Source organism: Paracidovorax sp., from assembly GCF_057642795.1.
In genome coordinates this window covers 38,253-53,861 of the sequence record NZ_JBXYZY010000049.1, presented here as the reverse complement: position 1 = coordinate 53,861, position 15,609 = coordinate 38,253, and the positions used below count along the sequence as shown (strand labels likewise).

At 69.9% G+C, this 15,609-nt stretch carries 15 protein-coding genes; 2 read left to right on the top strand and 13 right to left on the bottom strand.

Annotated elements, in window-relative coordinates:
- Positions 1–19: 19 nt before the first annotated feature.
- Complete coding sequence (locus AC3A84_RS18805) at positions 20–1,126, top strand: AraC family transcriptional regulator (protein WP_487971545.1); 1,107 nt, start codon at positions 20–22, stop codon at positions 1,124–1,126.
- Here AC3A84_RS18805 and AC3A84_RS18800 read toward each other — a convergent pair.
- The 3 genes from AC3A84_RS18800 to AC3A84_RS18790 all read right to left on the bottom strand — a co-directional run bounded on the left by AC3A84_RS18800 (position 1,104) and on the right by AC3A84_RS18790 (position 4,182).
- Complete coding sequence (locus tag AC3A84_RS18800; protein ID WP_487971544.1) at positions 1,104–2,657, bottom strand: histidine-type phosphatase; 1,554 nt, start codon at positions 2,655–2,657, stop codon at positions 1,104–1,106. The genes AC3A84_RS18805 and AC3A84_RS18800 overlap by 23 nt on opposite strands.
- A gap of 101 nt (positions 2,658–2,758) precedes the next feature.
- Entirely contained in the window at positions 2,759–3,430 is a 672-nt protein-coding gene (locus AC3A84_RS18795; RefSeq protein WP_487971543.1) for an HAD family hydrolase, read from the bottom strand.
- 335 nt (positions 3,431–3,765) lie between these two features.
- Positions 3,766–4,182, bottom strand: coding sequence for a YchJ family protein (locus tag AC3A84_RS18790; RefSeq protein ID WP_487971542.1), 417 nt, complete (start codon positions 4,180–4,182; stop codon positions 3,766–3,768).
- Between the two features lie 131 nt (positions 4,183–4,313).
- On the opposite strand from AC3A84_RS18790, the gene AC3A84_RS18785 reads away from it, so the two are divergent.
- On the top strand, positions 4,314–4,790 hold the full coding sequence (locus AC3A84_RS18785; RefSeq protein ID WP_487971541.1) for a DUF421 domain-containing protein: 477 nt from the start codon (positions 4,314–4,316) through the stop codon (positions 4,788–4,790).
- A gap of 98 nt (positions 4,791–4,888) precedes the next feature.
- Here the strand turns inward: AC3A84_RS18785 and AC3A84_RS18780 are convergent, their stop codons facing one another.
- From AC3A84_RS18780 to AC3A84_RS18735, 10 genes are all read right to left on the bottom strand, one after another.
- Complete coding sequence (locus tag AC3A84_RS18780; RefSeq protein ID WP_487971540.1) at positions 4,889–6,019, bottom strand: acyl-CoA dehydrogenase family protein; 1,131 nt, start codon at positions 6,017–6,019, stop codon at positions 4,889–4,891.
- 65 nt (positions 6,020–6,084) lie between these two features.
- On the bottom strand, positions 6,085–6,750 hold the full coding sequence (locus AC3A84_RS18775) for an SDR family oxidoreductase (RefSeq protein ID WP_487971539.1): 666 nt from the start codon (positions 6,748–6,750) through the stop codon (positions 6,085–6,087).
- 108 nt (positions 6,751–6,858) lie between these two features.
- Complete coding sequence (locus tag AC3A84_RS18770; RefSeq protein ID WP_487971538.1) at positions 6,859–7,485, bottom strand: pyridoxamine 5'-phosphate oxidase family protein; 627 nt, start codon at positions 7,483–7,485, stop codon at positions 6,859–6,861.
- Between the two features lie 32 nt (positions 7,486–7,517).
- The gene (locus AC3A84_RS18765; RefSeq protein WP_487971537.1) at positions 7,518–8,735 is read right to left on the bottom strand and encodes an acetyl-CoA C-acyltransferase; all 1,218 of its coding nucleotides are present in this window, start codon (positions 8,733–8,735) and stop codon (positions 7,518–7,520) included.
- The gene (aceK, locus tag AC3A84_RS18760) at positions 8,732–10,570 is read right to left on the bottom strand and encodes a bifunctional isocitrate dehydrogenase kinase/phosphatase (RefSeq protein ID WP_487971536.1); all 1,839 of its coding nucleotides are present in this window, start codon (positions 10,568–10,570) and stop codon (positions 8,732–8,734) included. The genes AC3A84_RS18765 and aceK overlap by 4 nt, the downstream gene beginning before the upstream one ends.
- 31 nt (positions 10,571–10,601) lie before the next feature.
- On the bottom strand, positions 10,602–11,294 hold the full coding sequence (gene can, locus AC3A84_RS18755) for a carbonate dehydratase (RefSeq protein WP_487971535.1): 693 nt from the start codon (positions 11,292–11,294) through the stop codon (positions 10,602–10,604).
- Between the two features lie 22 nt (positions 11,295–11,316).
- On the bottom strand, positions 11,317–12,504 hold the full coding sequence (locus AC3A84_RS18750) for an isovaleryl-CoA dehydrogenase (protein ID WP_487971534.1): 1,188 nt from the start codon (positions 12,502–12,504) through the stop codon (positions 11,317–11,319).
- Positions 12,505–12,647: 143 nt separating this feature from the next.
- Positions 12,648–13,043, bottom strand: a complete 396-nt coding sequence (locus AC3A84_RS18745; protein WP_487971533.1) for a MerR family transcriptional regulator — start codon at positions 13,041–13,043, stop codon at positions 12,648–12,650.
- 100 nt (positions 13,044–13,143) lie between these two features.
- Complete coding sequence (locus AC3A84_RS18740; protein WP_487971532.1) at positions 13,144–13,983, bottom strand: creatininase family protein; 840 nt, start codon at positions 13,981–13,983, stop codon at positions 13,144–13,146.
- 17 nt (positions 13,984–14,000) lie between these two features.
- Positions 14,001–15,443, bottom strand: coding sequence for a PepSY-associated TM helix domain-containing protein (locus AC3A84_RS18735; RefSeq protein WP_487971531.1), 1,443 nt, complete (start codon positions 15,441–15,443; stop codon positions 14,001–14,003).
- Positions 15,444–15,609: the final 166 nt, after the last annotated feature.

Genomic DNA, 15,609 nt, shown 5'->3' with positions numbered 1-15,609 from the left:
CGCCGGACACACTGCCGCCATGCGCCAGTCCCCTGCCCCCGCCCGCTCCGCCCCCCCAGCCCAGCCCGTTGCTGCCACGCCTATGGCCTTTGTGCAGGCCATCGTGCAGGCCTACGCGCAGCGCGGCATGGACCCGGGCGGCGCGCTCGCAGCGGCACAAATCCCGCCAGATCGCGTGCGTGACCCCTCCGCGCGCATCACCGCGCTGCAGATGGAAGCGCTGTCGGCCGCCGCCATGCGCGAGCTGGACGACGAGGCGCTGGGCTGGTTCTCGCGCCGCCTGCCCTGGGGCAGCTACGGCATGCTGGCGCGGGCCTCGATCAGCGCGCCCACGCTGGGCCTGGCGCTGCGGCGCTGGTGCCGCCACCATGCGCTGATCGCGGACGACATCGGCCTGCACCTGGATGGCGACAGAACCACCGCCACGCTGGCGCTGGCCGAGCATCGCAGCCTGGGCGGCCTGCGGGAGTTCTGCATCGTCTCGGTGCTGCGCAATGCGCTGGGGCTGGCGTGCTGGTTCATCGATTCACGCCTGCCGCTGCTGGAGGCGGCGTTCCCGTTCGCGCCGCCGCCGCATGCCGAGGTGTACCCGCTGCTCTTCGGCGTGGCGCCGCGCTTCGGCGCGCCGCAGGCGCTGCTGCGCTTCGACGCGCGCTATCTCGACATGCCCCTGCAGCGCGACGAGGCCATGCTGCGCCAGATGCTGCAGCGCGCTCTGCCGCTCACCGTGCGGCAATACCGGCGCGACCGGCTGCTGGTGCAGCGGGTGCGACAGTTGCTGGCGCACGCGCCGGAGCTGGCCCACAGCGCGCAGACGCTGGCCGCACAGCTGCACGTGTCGCCGCGCACGCTGCACCGGCAGTTGAAGGAAGAAGGCGCCTCGCTGCAGGCGCTCAAGGACGAGGCGCGGCGCCAGCGGGTGATGGAGCTGCTGCTGCGCACGGACCGGCCCATCAAGGCCATCGCCCAGATGGCGGGCTTCGCCAGCGAAAAGAGCTTCACCCGCGCCTTCCGCCACTGGATGGCGATGGCGCCCACCGAATACCGGCGGCGCCAGCGCGCTGCCTCGCTGATGACCCCGCCTGCCGTGCCCGCTTTGCCGGCTACAGGCCGTAGCAGCGCCTGAGGCCGGCGTAGTCGTAGTAGTGGCTGCCGGGTGCGTAGCGCGCGGCCTCGCAGGCGGCGGGAAAATCCACCTCCTGCTCGTTGAACAGCATCTTCACCAGCGTCACGCCCCAGGCGTCGCGCGCCACATCCCACTGCACGTTGGTGGCCATGGGCGAGACATCTTCGCCACGCCAGGGATTGCCGGCATAGGTGTAGGTGGAGGCCCGCGGCACGGGCGTGGCCGCATTGCGCAGGCCCAGCCGGGCGATGAAAGGAATCATGACCTCGGCATGGGTGAAGCGCAGGCGCGCGGCATGGCCCATGTCGCCCTGGGCGACGCGGCCCACTTCGTCGAAGAAGTCCTGCAGCAGCGCCTGCGTGAAGCGGGTGGTGACACCGCCGTATTCGGTCGCGGCCGGGCCCTTGCCATAGAAATCGTCGATGTCCTGCAGGTAGGCGAAGGTCGGCGCGTGCTCCACGGGCATGTAGGGGCTGAAGTCCAGGCCACCGGTTTCGGCCTTCATGCCGGGGGCAATGATGTAGAGCTCGTAGAGCAGCGCGGCGGCATCGACCGCGCTCTGGATCCGGGTCTTGCCGTCGCCCGTGAGCGTGCTGGTGAAGCGGCCATCGGCGCTGGAGAACGTGCGCTTGCCGTTGTTGGAGAAGCTGTAGGTGCCGGCATCGAGCTTGTCGATGAAGGCGCCGGTGAAGAGCCGTTCCAGCACGGCGCGCGCATGGGCGCGCACCTCGGGCGCATTGCGCGCGGCGGCTACCTTGGCAGCGGCCTCGGCGCCGAAGCCGGCCGCATCCTTGGCGGCGGCGTAGCGCTGGTAATCCTGGCTGGCGGCCAGCACGGCCGCCCGCACGGCGTTGCCGTCGGTCACCGCGTCGGTGCTGGTGGAGAGCTTGTGCGGATAGAGCTGGTAGCGGTCCACCACGGCCGGGGCGATGGCGGCGGCCGCCGCCGGCGCCGAGGCGGCCAGCGACGCGGCGAAGAACTGCGAGCTGTCCACGGCACGGTCCTGGCCGGAGTGCAGCACCTCGATGGCCCGCGCCCGGCCCTGGAAGCGCTGGCCGGAGAAGAGATCGGGGTCGCGCTGCACGAGGCGGGCGGCCAATTGGCGGTGCTCGGCGATACCCAGCTGAGTGAGGTTGCCATAGCCCGGCGTGCTGACGCCGGCGACGCCCCAGCCCAGCACGAAGTTGGCCTGCATGATCGTCTGCACGTCCGGGCCCAGCTGCTGGCCCAGGGCGGTGAGCGCGCCGTCGGCCTTGGCCCGCGCCCACATGTTCAGCACCGCATCGTCGTACTTCAGGCTGGACAGGCCCCGCGAGCCGTGCCGGGCCACCAGTTCCGCATACACCGTCCTGAAGCCGGTCGGAGGCGCCTCGTAGCTCGCCAGCAACTGGCGCGGCTGGTAGCCGGTCTTGGTGGCGTAAAAGCCCGAAGAGGCCGCGGCAGGAGTGCCATCGCCCCCGCCGCCGCACGCAGCGAGAGCCAAGGTGGTGGCCAGGCAGGCCCGGCGCAGGGAAGTGACGAGTGGAGACATGACGGCGGCAGTGCCAGAGAAACGCAAGGAGCCGGCCAGCCTAGGGCTGGCCCGTGGCAGCGCCATGACAGGAGGGGCGCCAGCCCCTCCAGCGGGCGGCCTCAGGCTGCGTTCAGCAGGCCCGGCAGCTCGCCCATGTGCGTGATGATCTTCCTGGCGCCAGCGGCCCGCAGCGCCTCGGCCACGTCGTGGCCCGGGCCGCCGGGGCTGTAGCCGACCACCGTGGCGCCGGCGGCCACGCCGGCGGTGACGCCAGTGGCCGAATCCTCCACCACCAGGCAGCGCGCAGGCGGCACACCCAGGGCAGCGGCGGCGGCGAGGTAAACGTCGGGCGCGGGCTTGGTGCGCGGCATCTCATGGCCGCTGAAGACACGGCCCGCGAAGAGCGGGGCGAGCCCGGTCTTGGCCAGCTGCAGCTCGACCTTCTGGCGGTCGGCCCCGGAAGCGCAGGCGATGCGGCCCTGCAGCCGCTCGTGCACGGCCGCCACGGCCTCGGCCGCGCCGGGAATGGCCTGCAGCTCCGCGGCCAGCGCGACGTTGCGCCGGGCGTAGAAATCGGCCATCCACGCATCGGTCAGCGGCCGGCCGGTGTGGGCTTCGATACGCGCGGTTTCCGACCGCACGGCCTTGCCCAGAAAGATGCCCATGCACTCCTCGTGCGTCATCTCCCAGCCGGTTTCGGCCAGCAGGTCGCGCAGCACGCGGTGCGTGATGGGTTCGCTGTCCACCAGAACTCCATCGCAATCGAACAGCACCGCATCGAAGTCCAGCATGTCAACGTCTTTCCCAAAGAGGTTCAAAGAAAAAAGAAAGCGCCCGAAGGCGCCTCTGAGTATGCGTCAGCCTCGCGATGGGGCCGGGCCGAACGCCCTCGCTGCGGTCATCGGCCCGGCAACTCGCCCACCCCGCAGAGGTCCTGGGCCACGATCGTGTTCCTGGCGGCCAGCGGCAGACACAGGCCGGGGATGGCGGTGAAGAGGAAATGGTCGCGCTCGGCCTGGGCGCGATCGCGGTATCAACACGCCGGAAGATCTGCAGCTGCGGCGCGAGGAAGTCGGCGGTGAAAAGCCGGGCCGAGGCAGACGCAGACCTTTGCGGCTCGGCCGTGTCAGCGCAGGTCGCCGTCCACGTAATACCAGCGGCCTGCGGTGCACACGAAGCGGCTGGTCTCGTGCAGGCGGTGGGCGCGCCCGCCGGGGGCACGCTGGCGGGCGACGAATTCGACTTCGGCGCGGTCCGGCCCCAGCGGGCGGTGGGCACGCACCTCCAGGCCCAGCCAGCGCGTGCCCGGGTCGAAGTCGATGGATGCGGGGCGGTGGGCCGCGTCCCAGGTGGCCAGCAGATAGGGGCCGTCTTCGCGCACGAAGGCGGTGTAGCGCGACCGCATCAGGCTTTCGGCATCGGGTGCGGGGCAGTCGTCCCAGTGGCCGAGGTAGCGGCCGCAGCAGTCGGCATAAGCCAGCAGGGCACGGGTGCGGGGCGCAGTGCGGCCGCAGGGGCAGGGAGAGCGGGGGTCCAGGGACATCGGAGAAGGAAACGGCGGAATCGGTGAAGGTCTGGCGGGCATTCTTGCACTGCGCAGGTGGCCCATATTGCTGCCATGATGGCAGACCCCGCAACGGCGGGATCAACGTCGTACATGAGGAGATTGCACTGATGTTTTCGCTCAGCGTGCCCTGGTGGGAGTTCATCGTCCGGGGTGTGGCGGTGTATGCCTTTCTGCTGGTCTTCCTGCGGCTGACCGGGCGGCGGCAGACGGGGCAGTTCGCACCCTTCGATCTGGTGCTGCTGCTGGTGCTCTCGAACGCGGTGCAGAACTCGATGAACGCGGGAGACAACTCGCTGATCGGCGGCCTGATCTCGGCGGCCACGCTGCTGTTGTGCCATGTGCTGCTCGCGCACCTGACCTACCGCTTCCCGCGCCTGGCAGACCTGGTGGACGGCCGGCCGAAGGAGCTGGTCTACCAGGGCCGCGTGAACGAGGCCCTGATGCGCCAGCAGCTGCTGTCGGCCGACGACCTTGCAGCCGCCCTGCGCGCGGGCGGCTGCCGCCATCTGCACGAGGTGGAGAGCGCCACGCTGGAGGTCAACGGGCAGATCACGGTGGTGCTGCGCAAGCGCGATTCGGAGTGAGGGGCGCAGCGGGGCCACGCCAGGCAATAGCAACCCTAATGGGCCTGCAGCCCGCCATTTACCTGCGCATCAAGCTATCATAAAAATAGCAAAATACCTCAAGCCAGCGCGCGCTGGATGAGGATCTTCTGCACGTCGCTCGTGCCTTCGTAGATCTGGCAGACGCGCACGTCGCGGTAGATGCGCTCGACCGGAAAGTCGTTGACCACACCGTAGCCGCCCAGGGTCTGGATGGCGGCGCTGCACACGCGCTCGGCCATCTCGCTGGCGAAGAGTTTGGCCATGGCCGCCTCCTTCAGGCACGGCCGGCCGGCATCGCGCAGCGCGGCGGCATGCCAGATGAGCTGGCGTGCGGCCTCGATCTGCGTGGCGCAGTCGGCCAGGCGAAAGCCCACGGCCTGGTGGTTGAAGATGGCGGTGCCGAAGCTCTCGCGCTCCTTGGCGTACTGCAGCGCCACATCGAAGGCGCTGCGCGCCATGCCCACGCTCTGCGCGGCGATGCCGATGCGCCCGCCCTCCAGCGCGCCCAGCGCGATCCTGTAGCCCTCGCCTTCGGCGCCGATCAGGTTCGCGGCCGGGATCCGGCAGTCGTCGAAGTTGATCTGCGCCGTATCGCTGCTGTGCTGGCCCAGCTTGTCTTCCAGCCGCGCCACCCCGTAGCCAGGGTTGCTGGTGGGCACGAGGAAGGCGCTCATGCCCTTCTTGCCGGCCGCCTTGTCGGTCACGGCGATGACAATGGCCACCTGCCCGTTCTTGCCGCTGGTGATGAATTGCTTGACGCCGTTGATGACGTATTCGCCGCCCTGCTTCACCGCCGTGGTCCGCAGCGCGGAGGCGTCGGAGCCCACATGCGGCTCGGTCAGGCAAAAGGCGCCCAGCATCTCGCCGCGCGCCAGCGGTGTGAGCCAGTCGCGCTTTTGCTCCGGCGTGCCGTAGCGCATCAGGATGGCGTTGACCGGGCAGTTGGTCACGCTGATGGCGGTGCTGGTGCCGCCGTCGCCGGCCGCGATCTCTTCGAGCACCACGGCGAGCGAGACGTAGTCCAGCGCGGCGCCGCCGTATTCCTCGGGCACGCAGATGCCGTAGGCGCCGAGCGCGGCCAGGCCCTGGTGGGCCGCCTTGGGAAAGTGGTGCTCGCGGTCCCAGCGCGCGGCATGGGGCCAGAGCTGGTCCTGGGCGAAGTCGCGCACGGCGTCGCGGATCATTTCCTGGTCGGGGGTCAACAGCATGGTTCTCGTCTCCGGGTTCTCTGGTCTTGTCTTGTCGTTGCAGGCCTGGCGTTCGGCCTTCGCCCCTACCAGCGCTCCGCGCGGCGGCCGTCGTGGTGCAGCAGGCGGCCCTTGTCGGCCGCGCTGATGCTGGCGATGGTGGCGACCAGCCCGGCCACGCTGCGCTCCACCGTCAGCGGGGCGCCGGCGCCGCCCATGTCGGTCTGCGTCCAGCCCGGGTCGAGCGTGACCAGCGTGGCGCGCGGCCAGGCGGGCTGGGCCGCCGCCACGGCCATGTTGAGCGCGGCCTTGCTCACGCGGTACAGCCAGGCGCTGCTGCCCGCTTCGCTGATGAGCGACATCTGGCTGGAGAGAAAGCCGAACACGCCGCCCGCCTCTTCCACCAGCGGCGCCACCTGGGGCAGCGCCTGCATGGCGCCCAGCACGTTGGTGTGCATCACGCGGTCGAAGGCCTCGCGCGTGGGCGGCGTGGCGGCGCCGTGGTCGTCCCACAGACCGGCCACGTAGAGCGCCACGTGGATCTTCTCGCCATCGAGCTGCCAGGCCAGGCCGCTCACGCTGGCCGGGTCGCTCACGTCCACGATGAGCGCCTGCGCGCCCAGGGCCTGCACGCGCTCACGGCCGGCGGCGTCGCGCACGGTGGCCACCACGCGCCGGCCGGCTTCACGGTACTGGCGCACCAGCTCCAACCCGATGCCGCGCGAGGCGCCGATCACGAGAACCACGGACATGTCGATTTCCTTCCTGCCGCGTTGCAGCGGGTTGCAGGGCCCATTCAGAGCCTTTTCGGCCTGCAGCGCTCTCGAAAAGAGCGCATGCAGCTATTCAATTCATAGCAATCAGATCTCGCCCTGCTCCTGCGCGATCTGCCGCGCATAGCGCTCGACCATCGCCTCCTGGGCCTCGGGCGGGGCGGCATTGCCGGACTGCGCGTGGATCATCTGGTTGAGCGTGGGCAGCACGCTGCGCTCGACCTGCGATTCGGCGCGCCACAGGCGCGAGCGCATCAGGGCCTTGGCGCAGTGCAGATAGGCCTCGCGCACCTGCACCTGCACGACCAGCCGGGGCGGCTGGCGCTCGACGCCGAAGCGGGCGATGAATGCGGGCTCGTCGCGCAGGCAGGCCGTGCCGTTCACGCGCAGGGTCTCGTCCACGCCGGGGATGAAGAACAGCAGGCCGATGCGCGGGTCGTGCAGCAGGTTGGCGAGCGAATCCAGCCGGTTGTTGCCGCCCGCATCGGGCAGCAGCAGGTCGCCGTCCTCGCCCACCTGCACGAAGCCCGGCGGGCCGCCCCGGGGCGAGGCGTCCAGCAAGCTGCCCGCGCCGCCGCCGGTGGCGAGAACGCACAGGGGCGAGAGCGCGATGAAGCGGCGGCAGTGCGCGTCCAGCCGGTCCAGCTGCTTGCGCAGGGCCCGCTCGGCGGGCGCGGCGTAGAGGGCGCGCAGCTGGGCTTCGGTGGTGATCATGGTGGCCGCCTTGTTTTTCGTGCGCCGGCCCGTCAGACCAGCTCGATGGCCATGGCCGTGCCCTCGCCGCCGCCGATGCACAGCGTGGCCAGGCCGCGCTGCAGGCCGCGGGCCTTGAGCGCATGGATCAGCGTGACCAGGATGCGCGCGCCGCTCGCGCCGATGGGGTGGCCCAGGGCACAGGCGCCACCGTTCACGTTGACGATCTCGTGCGGGATGTTCAGCTCCTTCATGAGCGCCATGGGCACGACGGCGAAGGCCTCGTTCACCTCCCAGAGCTGCACGTCGGCCACGCTCCAGCCGGCTTTGTCCAGCGCCTTCTGCGTGGCGCCGACGGGCGCGGTGGAGAACCATTCGGGCGCCTGCGCATGCGTGGCGTGCGACACCACCCGCGCCAGCGGCTGGCAACCCAAGCGCGCGGCGGTGGCGGCGCGCATCATCACCAGCGCGGCGGCGCCGTCGTTGATGCTGGAGCTGGAGGCGGCGGTGATGGTGCCGTCCTTCTTGAAGGCGGGCTTGAGCTGGGGGATCTTGTCCAGGCGGGCCTTGGCAGGGCCTTCGTCGGTGGACACGACCGTCTCGCCCGCGCGCGTCTTGACGGTGACGGGCGCGATCTCGGCCGCGAAGGCGCCCGAGGCGGTGGCCGCCTGTGCGCGCTGCACGCTGGCGATGGCGAAGGCGTCCTGCGCCTCGCGGCTGAACTGGTACTTGGCCGCGCAGTCCTCGCCGAAGGTGCCCATGCTGCGGCCGGGCTCGTAGGCGTCTTCCAGGCCGTCGAGCATCATGTGATCGAAGATGCGGTCGTGGCCCATGCGGTAGCCCCCGCGGCCCTTTTGCAGCAGGTAGGGCGCGTTGGTCATGCTCTCCATGCCGCCGGCCACGATGACTTCGTGCGTGCCGGCCAGCAGCAGGTCGTGCGCCAACATGGCGGCCTTCATGCCGGAGCCGCACATCTTGCTGAGCGTGACGGCGCCCGCGCTCTGCGGCAGCCCGCCCTTGAAGCCGGCCTGCCGCGCCGGGGCCTGGCCCTGGCCGGCCATCAGGCAGTTGCCGAAGAGCACCTCGCCCACGGCCTCGGGCGCCACGCCGGCGCGCTCCACTGCGGCGCGGATGGCGGCGCCGCCCAGGTCGTGCGCGGCCAGGCCGGCGAAGTCGCCCTGGAAGGCGCCCATGGGCGTGCGCGCCGCGCCGACGATGACGATGGCGTCGTCGGCCAGCGAAGAAGGCGTGTTGGAGGAAGTGGAAGTCATGCGGTGTCTCCTGCAGTCAAGGGGGATGGGCTGGTGCGGGCGCCGTTCTGGAAGCGGCGCTCCGCGTCGTAGGGGAAAACGTCGGACATCTGGCCGGCACGGATGCGCGCCTGGTGGGCCTGCCAGAAGGCGGGATCGAGCAGGTCGGCGTGGTGGCGCAGGAAGGCTTCGCGCACCGCGGGGTTGCCCAGCAGGAAGGGCGCGAAGGTCTCGGGGAATACATCGCGCGGGCCCACCGGCCACCAGATCTCGCCGCTCATCTCGTCCTCTTCGTTGCGCGGCGCGGGCACGCGGCGGAACTGGCAGTCGGTGAGGTATTCGATCTCGTCGTAGTCGTAGAAAACCACCTTGCCGTGGCGGGTGATGCCGAAGTTCTTCCACAGCATGTCGCCGGGGAAGATGTTGGCCGCCACCAGGTCCTTGATGGCGTTGCCGTATTCGATGACGCAGCGCTCGATCTGCCGCGCGGCCTCGGCGTTGCCGGAGCCGGCGTCGAAGGCTTCCTGCAGGTAGATGTTGAGCGGGATCATGCGCCGCTCGATGTAGAGGTGCTTGATGATGACCTCGGTGCGGCCGTCGCCGTCGCGGTCGCTGATCTCCAGCTGGCTGGGCGCGAAGCGCTCGATCTCGGCGATCAGCGCGTCGCTGAAACGCTCGCGCGGGAAGGCCACCTCGCTGTATTCCAGCGTGTCGGCCATACGGCCCACGCGGTCGTGCTGCTTGACCAGCAGGTACTTGCCCTTGACCTGCTCGCGCGTGGTTTCCTTGGGATGCGGGTAGAAGTCCTTGATGAGCTTGAAGACGTAGGGAAAGCTCGGCAGGTCGAACACCAGCATCACCATGCCCTTGATGCCCGGCGCGATGCGGAACTGGTCGCTGGAATATTTCAGATGGTGCAGGAAGTCCCGGTAGAAGAGCGTCTTGCCCTGCTTGGCCAGGCCCAGCGCGTTGTAGAGCTCGGCGCGGGGCTTGCGCGGCATCAGGCCGCGCAGGAAGCGCACGTAGGCGCTGGGGATCTCCATATCCACGAGGAAATAGGCGCGCGCAAAGCTGAAGAGCGCGAGCAGGTCGTCCTCGCCGAAGAGCGCCGCGTCGATCACCAGCCCGGCGCCCGACGGCGCATGCAGCAGGGGCAGCGCGAGCGGAATCTCGGTGAAGCCGTTGATGAGCTTGCCGACCAGATAGGCGCCTTTGTTGCGGTAGAACAGGCTGGAGAGCACCTGGATCTGGAAGTTGGCGCGCAGCTTCATGGGCGCGACGTGCGGCTGCATGGCAGCCACCACGCGGGCCACGTCGCGCGGCAGATCCTCGAAGCCGCAGGCGAGGCCGAAGTCTTGCACGATGCGCTGCAGCGTGGCCGGCAGGCCCTCGCCCGCCGGGTAGTAGGCGCGGTAGGTGGGCAGCGCGCCCGCACCGTCGTTCTCGATGTATTCGGTGCTGACGGCGGGCCGCACGAAGATGAAGTCGTTCTGGAAGTGCGTGCGGTGCAGGATCTTGGTGGTGACCGAGTTGAAGAAGGTCTCGGCCAGCTCGGGCTGGAAATGGCCCACCAGCAGGCCGATGTAATGCAGCTTGGCCTGTTGCCAGACCTCCATGGGCTGGCGGCCGGCGTCGAACTCCTCGTCGAGCCGGCGCACGCATTCCTTCACGCGCTGCTCGTAGAACTCGATGCGCTCGCGCTGGGCGCGCTGCTGGCCGTGCCAGTCCTGCGCCTCGAAGCGCGCCTGCGCGCCGGCCGACGCAGCGCGGAACAGGCGGTAATGGCGATCGAATCCGTCCATCATCGCCTGGGCGATGCCCCAGGCTTGCGGCGAATCGAGGCGCTGGGGGAACATGGCCGGCGCGGCGGTTAAAAGGTGCGCGGCCTCACTGGCCGCGCGGCGCCCGGGCCACGCCGTCGATGGCGGCGCGGTAGCAGTCCGCCAGCGCGTCCCGTCCCGCCACGGTCATGTGCAGGTTGTTGATGAGCCCATCTTTGAGGCCGTAGCACCAGCCATGCAGGGTCACCTGCTGTCCGCGCTCCCAGGCATCCGCCATGACGGTGGTCTGCGCCACGTTGACCACCTGCTCGATCACGTTCAGCTCGCACAGCGCGTCGTGGCGCCAGGCAGGGGCGATGGAGTCGAGCAGCGCGCGGTGGCGGTCGCGCACGTCGGAGACGTGGCGGATCCAGTTGTCGGCCAGGCCCACGCGCTTGCCGGTCAGGCCCGCCATCACGCCACCGCAGCCGTAGTGGCCCACGACCATCAGGTGCTCGACATGCAGCTGGTCCACCGCGTACTGGATGGTGGACAGGCAGTTCAGGTCGGTGGGCACCACCACGTTGGCGATGTTCCGGTGTACGAACACCTCGCCCGGCTGCAGGCCGGTGATCTGGTTGGCCGGCACGCGGCTATCGGAGCAGCCGATCCACATGTACTTCGGTTCCTGCTGCGCCAGCAGGTTGGTGAAGAAGCCGGGGCGCTCAGCCTCCATACCGGCCGCCCAGGCACGGTTGTGAACGAAAAGGGCATCAATGGAGGTGGGCACGCTCGGGTCGCTTTCTACTATCGGCAACATCGAAAAACAAAAGAGGGAAGGTTCAACAGGTCTCGGCGAACAGCTCGCGGCCGATCAGCATGCGGCGGATCTCGCTGGTACCGGCGCCGATCTCGTAGAGTTTCGCATCCCGCCAGAGCCGGCCGAGGGGATAGTCGTTGATGTAGCCGTTGCCGCCGTGGATCTGCACGCCCTCGCCGGCCATCCAGGTGGCCTTCTCGGCACACCAGAGGATGACCGACGCGCAATCCTTGCGCACCTGGCGCACATGGGCCTCGCCCAACAGGTCGAGGTTCTTGGCCACGGTGTAGGCGAAGGCGCGGCCGGCCTGGAGCACGGTGTACATGTCGGCCACCTTGCCCTGGATGAGCTGGAATTCGCCGATGCTCTGGCCGAACTGCTTGCGGTCGTGGATGTAGGGCACCACGTTGTCCATGACCGCCTGCATGATGCCCAGCGGCCCACCGGTGAGCACGGCGCGCTCGTAGTCCAGCCCGCTCATCAGCACCCGGGCGCCCCCGCCCACCTGACCCAGAACGTTCTCGGCAGGCACCTCCACGTCGTGAAACACCAGCTCGCCCGTGTGGCTGCCGCGCATGCCCAGCTTGTCGAGCTTCTGCGCGACGGAAAAGCCCTTCATGCCTTTCTCGATCAGGAAGGCGGTGACGCCGCGCGCTCCCATCTCGGGTTCGGTCTTGGCATAGACCACCAGGGTGTCGGCGTCAGGGCCGTTGGTGATCCACATCTTGCTGCCGTTGAGCAGGTAGTAGCCGCCCTTGTCCTCGGCCTTGAGCTTCATGCTGATGACGTCGGAGCCGGCGCCCGGCTCGCTCATGGCGAGCGCTCCCACATGTTCGCCGCTGATGAGCCCGGGCAGGTACTTGCGCTTTTGCGCCTCGCTGCCGTTGCGGTTGATCTGGTTCACGCACAGGTTGCTGTGCGCGCCATAGGAGAGACCCACCGACGCGCTGGCGCGGGAGATCTCTTCCATGGCCACCATATGCGCCAGGTAGCCCATGGCCGCTCCGCCGTAGGCTTCAGGCACGGTGATGCCCAGCACGCCCAGATCGCCCATCTTGCGCCAGAGGTCCATGGGGAACTGATCGCTGCGGTCGATCTCGGCAGCGCGCGGAGCGATCTCGGCCTGGGCGAAGTCGCGCACGGCGTCGCGCAGCGCGTCGATGTCTTCGCCGAGCTGGAAGTTCAGGCCGGGCATGGGGGCAGTGCTCATGGTGTGTCTCCTGGTGTGTGTGGTGGGCGCGGGCCGCCACTGCGGCGAAACCCCGTGTGTGCCGGGATGCGCCCCAAAGGCCCTTGCATATTACGTTGACGTAAACGTCAATTGCCGATTATCGGCCATTTGCGCCCGCCGGGTCACCCCTGCTTCTCGCTCTTGCGCAGCAGCGCGCGGGCTTCCTTCTCGTGCTCACGGACCTCGTCCAGGTTGGCCTGCAAGTCGGCCATCTGCGCCTCCAGCTGCTTGCGATGCTGCCCCAGCACGTCGAGAAAGCGGCGCAGCTGCACCCCCGTATCACGAGGGCTGTCGTAGAGGTCGATGATCTCCTTGGCCTCGGTCAGCGACAGGCCCAGTCGCTTGGCCCGCAGCGTCAGGCGCAGCCGTGTGCGGTCGCGCGGGCTATAGAGGCGGTTGCGTCCGCCTGGTCCCGTGCGCTCGGGCTGCAGCAGGCCCATGTCTTCATAGAAGCGCATGGCCCGGGTGGTTAGGTCGAATTCCTTGGCGAGGTCGCTGATGGTGTAGGTAATGGACATGGGTGGGCGTGCGCCGGGGTCGTCGCCCCGTACACGCATGACGTTGACGTTAACGTCAATCCTACCGCACGCGCCGCAGCGCGGCCATCCGGCGGACCGGTCAGCGGTTCAGCGTCGCGGGCGGCGGCACCAGCGTATCGGCGGGCAGAGCGGCCACCTCCGCCAGCAGCTGCACCAGGGCCGCCCCGGCGGCCTCCACCACGGCGCGGCCTTTGTCGGCCGTGGCACCCACCGCGTTGCCGACGGCGCCGCTCGGGTGGTAGTCCTGCATCGCCCAGCCCATCTTGGCGCTGCGGCCGTTGCCCAGCACGGCATAGCGCTCGGCCCGGTCCTGCGAGCTGGAGCGCCATTGCGCGGCGTGCTCCATACGAACGGTCTCCGGGGCCAGGTGCAGCATCATCGAGGTCTCGATCTCGCCGGCATGGATGCCGAAGCGGTGCTCCTCGGCGCTGAAAAGTCCGTGCACCGCATCGGGCAGCGGCAGGCTGAACCAGCTCGCGCTATAGACCAGCATGCCCTGGTGCTGGCGCAGCTCGCGCGCCACGATGTCCATCACGCTCACCTGCCCGCCATGGCCATTGAGCAGCAACAGCTTCTTCACGCCCGCCCGCGCCACGCAGGCGCCCAGCTCGGTCCAGAGCGCGATGACCGTCGCCGGCGAGAGCGTGAGCGTGCCCGGGAAGGCCGTGTGCTCTGTGGAAAAGCCGACGTTCTGCGGCGGCAGGAAGAGCACCGGCAGATCGGCCGGCAACTGCGGCAGCGCCGCGTCGATCACGCCCTGCAGCAGCGTCGCATCGACATGCAGCGGCAGGTGCGGGCCATGCTGCTCGACGGCAGCCACAGGCAGCACGGCCACCGTCTGCGCGGCCAGGCCGGAGGCCCGGGCGTCGGAGAAGTCGCGCGTGGAAAGGTCGGCCCAGAAGCGTGAGGGATGGTGCATGGGGCGATGTTAGCGAGTCAATCCGCCTTGCCCAGTGTCCGCGCGCCCAGCCGCCGCTGCCACCACAGATCGCCCCCCAGCACCACCAGCAGCGACAGCCCCACCAGCGGGAACACCACGCCGCCCAGCGCCAGCACGGCCGTGAGCCCGGCCAGCACCTCGGGCCGCGCGGGCAGCGGCGGCACGGCCAGGCCGCCGCCGCTGGGCCGGCGCTTCCACCAGGCGACGGCGCCCGTCACGCACAGCAGCACGATGGCCGCGCAGGCGGCCAGCAGCAGCCACTGGTTGAGCGCGCCGAATTCCTGTCCCAGGTGGACGTTGATGCCCCACTCCAGCGCCTGGCCGGCGGGGCCGTAGTCGGCATAGCCCTGGTCCAGCAGCACGGCGCCGCTGTAGCGGTCGATGTGCACCACGCGCTGGCGCGCCAGGTCGCGCGGGTAGGCCGACGCGGTGAACACGCCCCGGGCGCCGATCGGCGGCGTCACGGTGTAGCCCGGCGCCAGCCCCAGCCGGCCGATCACGGCCATGGCGGCATCGAAAGGCAGCGGCGTGCCCAGCAGCGGCTCGTCGGCCGCGGGCGCTGCGCCGCCGCCGTGGCCTTCGTGGGCGGCACGCGGGTTGCCGGGCACCCGGGCCTGCTGCAGCGTCCAGGGCACGGGGGCGGCATCGGCCAGGCGCTGGCCGGACAGGGGCAGCTGCACGCGCACGCCGGCCGGGTAGCCGAAATCCTGGCCGTTGGCCCAGGCGTTGACCTGGCTGCCCCAGAGCACCGACCACGGCAGCCCGGTGATCGCGAGAAAGGCCAGCACCAGCCCCACGCCCACGCCGGTGATGGCGTGCAGGTCGCGCCAGAAAACGCGCTGCGCGGGCCGGCCGCGCACCGCGAGCACACCGCCCAGGCCCTGCCCACTGCCACGGTCCCTGCGTCCCCGGGGCCACCAGAGATAGAGGCCGCTCGCGACCAGCACCAGCGCCCAGCCGGCGGCCATCTCCATGAAGCCGCGCGCGATGGGGCCGAAGTACTTCAGGCTGTGCAGCTGGCGCACCGTCCACATCAGCGTGCCGCGCTCGGGCAGCTCGCCCAGCACGCGGGCCGTGGCCGGGTCCACATAGACCGCCAGGCGCTCGCCGTGCGGCAGGGCCACGCCCACATTGGCGGAATGGCCGGCATCGGGCGCAGGCGTGTAGCGGAACCACTGCCCGCCCGGATGGGCCGCCAGCGCCGCGCCGACGATGCGCCCGTGCGGCTGCGCGGCCTGCCCGGCCGAGGCCGCGGGCACGCTCAGCAGGCCGCGGTGATACCAGCCGTCGATCTCGTCATGGAACAGATAGGCCGCCCCCGTGACGGCCAGCCAGACGAGGAAGGGCAGCACCAGCAGGCCGGCATAGAAATGCCAGCGCCACACGGCGCGGTAGAGGCTGGGGGCCATCGGGGGCAAGGTGTCAGTCGTGGAAGGCATGGCGGTCTTTTGATTTGCAGTGATCCATGGCGCAGCGCGCTGCCGCAGCCTCTGGTACGGGCACGGCCCGGGCCAGCAGCAGCCGAGCAAGGGCCGCCCCGCAGTGAGGGCTGCGTCCCCCTGCCCGCCGTGCGCAGCACGGCGGGCAGGGGGAAAGCGCGCAGCG

What these genes read in the sequence shown, in the direction of transcription:
- AC3A84_RS18805 (WP_487971545.1), top strand. Translation starts at nt 20, where the DNA reads ATGCGCCAGTCCCCTGCCCCCGCCCGCTCCGCCCCCCCAGCCCAGCCC.
- AC3A84_RS18800 (WP_487971544.1), bottom strand. Translation starts at nt 2,657, where the DNA reads ATGTCTCCACTCGTCACTTCCCTGCGCCGGGCCTGCCTGGCCACCACC.
- AC3A84_RS18795 (WP_487971543.1), bottom strand. Translation starts at nt 3,430, where the DNA reads ATGCTGGACTTCGATGCGGTGCTGTTCGATTGCGATGGAGTTCTGGTG.
- AC3A84_RS18790 (WP_487971542.1), bottom strand. Translation starts at nt 4,182, where the DNA reads ATGTCCCTGGACCCCCGCTCTCCCTGCCCCTGCGGCCGCACTGCGCCC.
- AC3A84_RS18785 (WP_487971541.1), top strand. Translation starts at nt 4,314, where the DNA reads ATGTTTTCGCTCAGCGTGCCCTGGTGGGAGTTCATCGTCCGGGGTGTG.
- AC3A84_RS18780 (WP_487971540.1), bottom strand. Translation starts at nt 6,019, where the DNA reads ATGCTGTTGACCCCCGACCAGGAAATGATCCGCGACGCCGTGCGCGAC.
- AC3A84_RS18775 (WP_487971539.1), bottom strand. Translation starts at nt 6,750, where the DNA reads ATGTCCGTGGTTCTCGTGATCGGCGCCTCGCGCGGCATCGGGTTGGAG.
- AC3A84_RS18770 (WP_487971538.1), bottom strand. Translation starts at nt 7,485, where the DNA reads ATGATCACCACCGAAGCCCAGCTGCGCGCCCTCTACGCCGCGCCCGCC.
- AC3A84_RS18765 (WP_487971537.1), bottom strand. Translation starts at nt 8,735, where the DNA reads ATGACTTCCACTTCCTCCAACACGCCTTCTTCGCTGGCCGACGACGCC.
- aceK (WP_487971536.1), bottom strand. Translation starts at nt 10,570, where the DNA reads ATGTTCCCCCAGCGCCTCGATTCGCCGCAAGCCTGGGGCATCGCCCAG.
- can (WP_487971535.1), bottom strand. Translation starts at nt 11,294, where the DNA reads ATGTTGCCGATAGTAGAAAGCGACCCGAGCGTGCCCACCTCCATTGAT.
- AC3A84_RS18750 (WP_487971534.1), bottom strand. Translation starts at nt 12,504, where the DNA reads ATGAGCACTGCCCCCATGCCCGGCCTGAACTTCCAGCTCGGCGAAGAC.
- AC3A84_RS18745 (WP_487971533.1), bottom strand. Translation starts at nt 13,043, where the DNA reads ATGTCCATTACCTACACCATCAGCGACCTCGCCAAGGAATTCGACCTA.
- AC3A84_RS18740 (WP_487971532.1), bottom strand. Translation starts at nt 13,983, where the DNA reads ATGCACCATCCCTCACGCTTCTGGGCCGACCTTTCCACGCGCGACTTC.
- AC3A84_RS18735 (WP_487971531.1), bottom strand. Translation starts at nt 15,443, where the DNA reads ATGCCTTCCACGACTGACACCTTGCCCCCGATGGCCCCCAGCCTCTAC.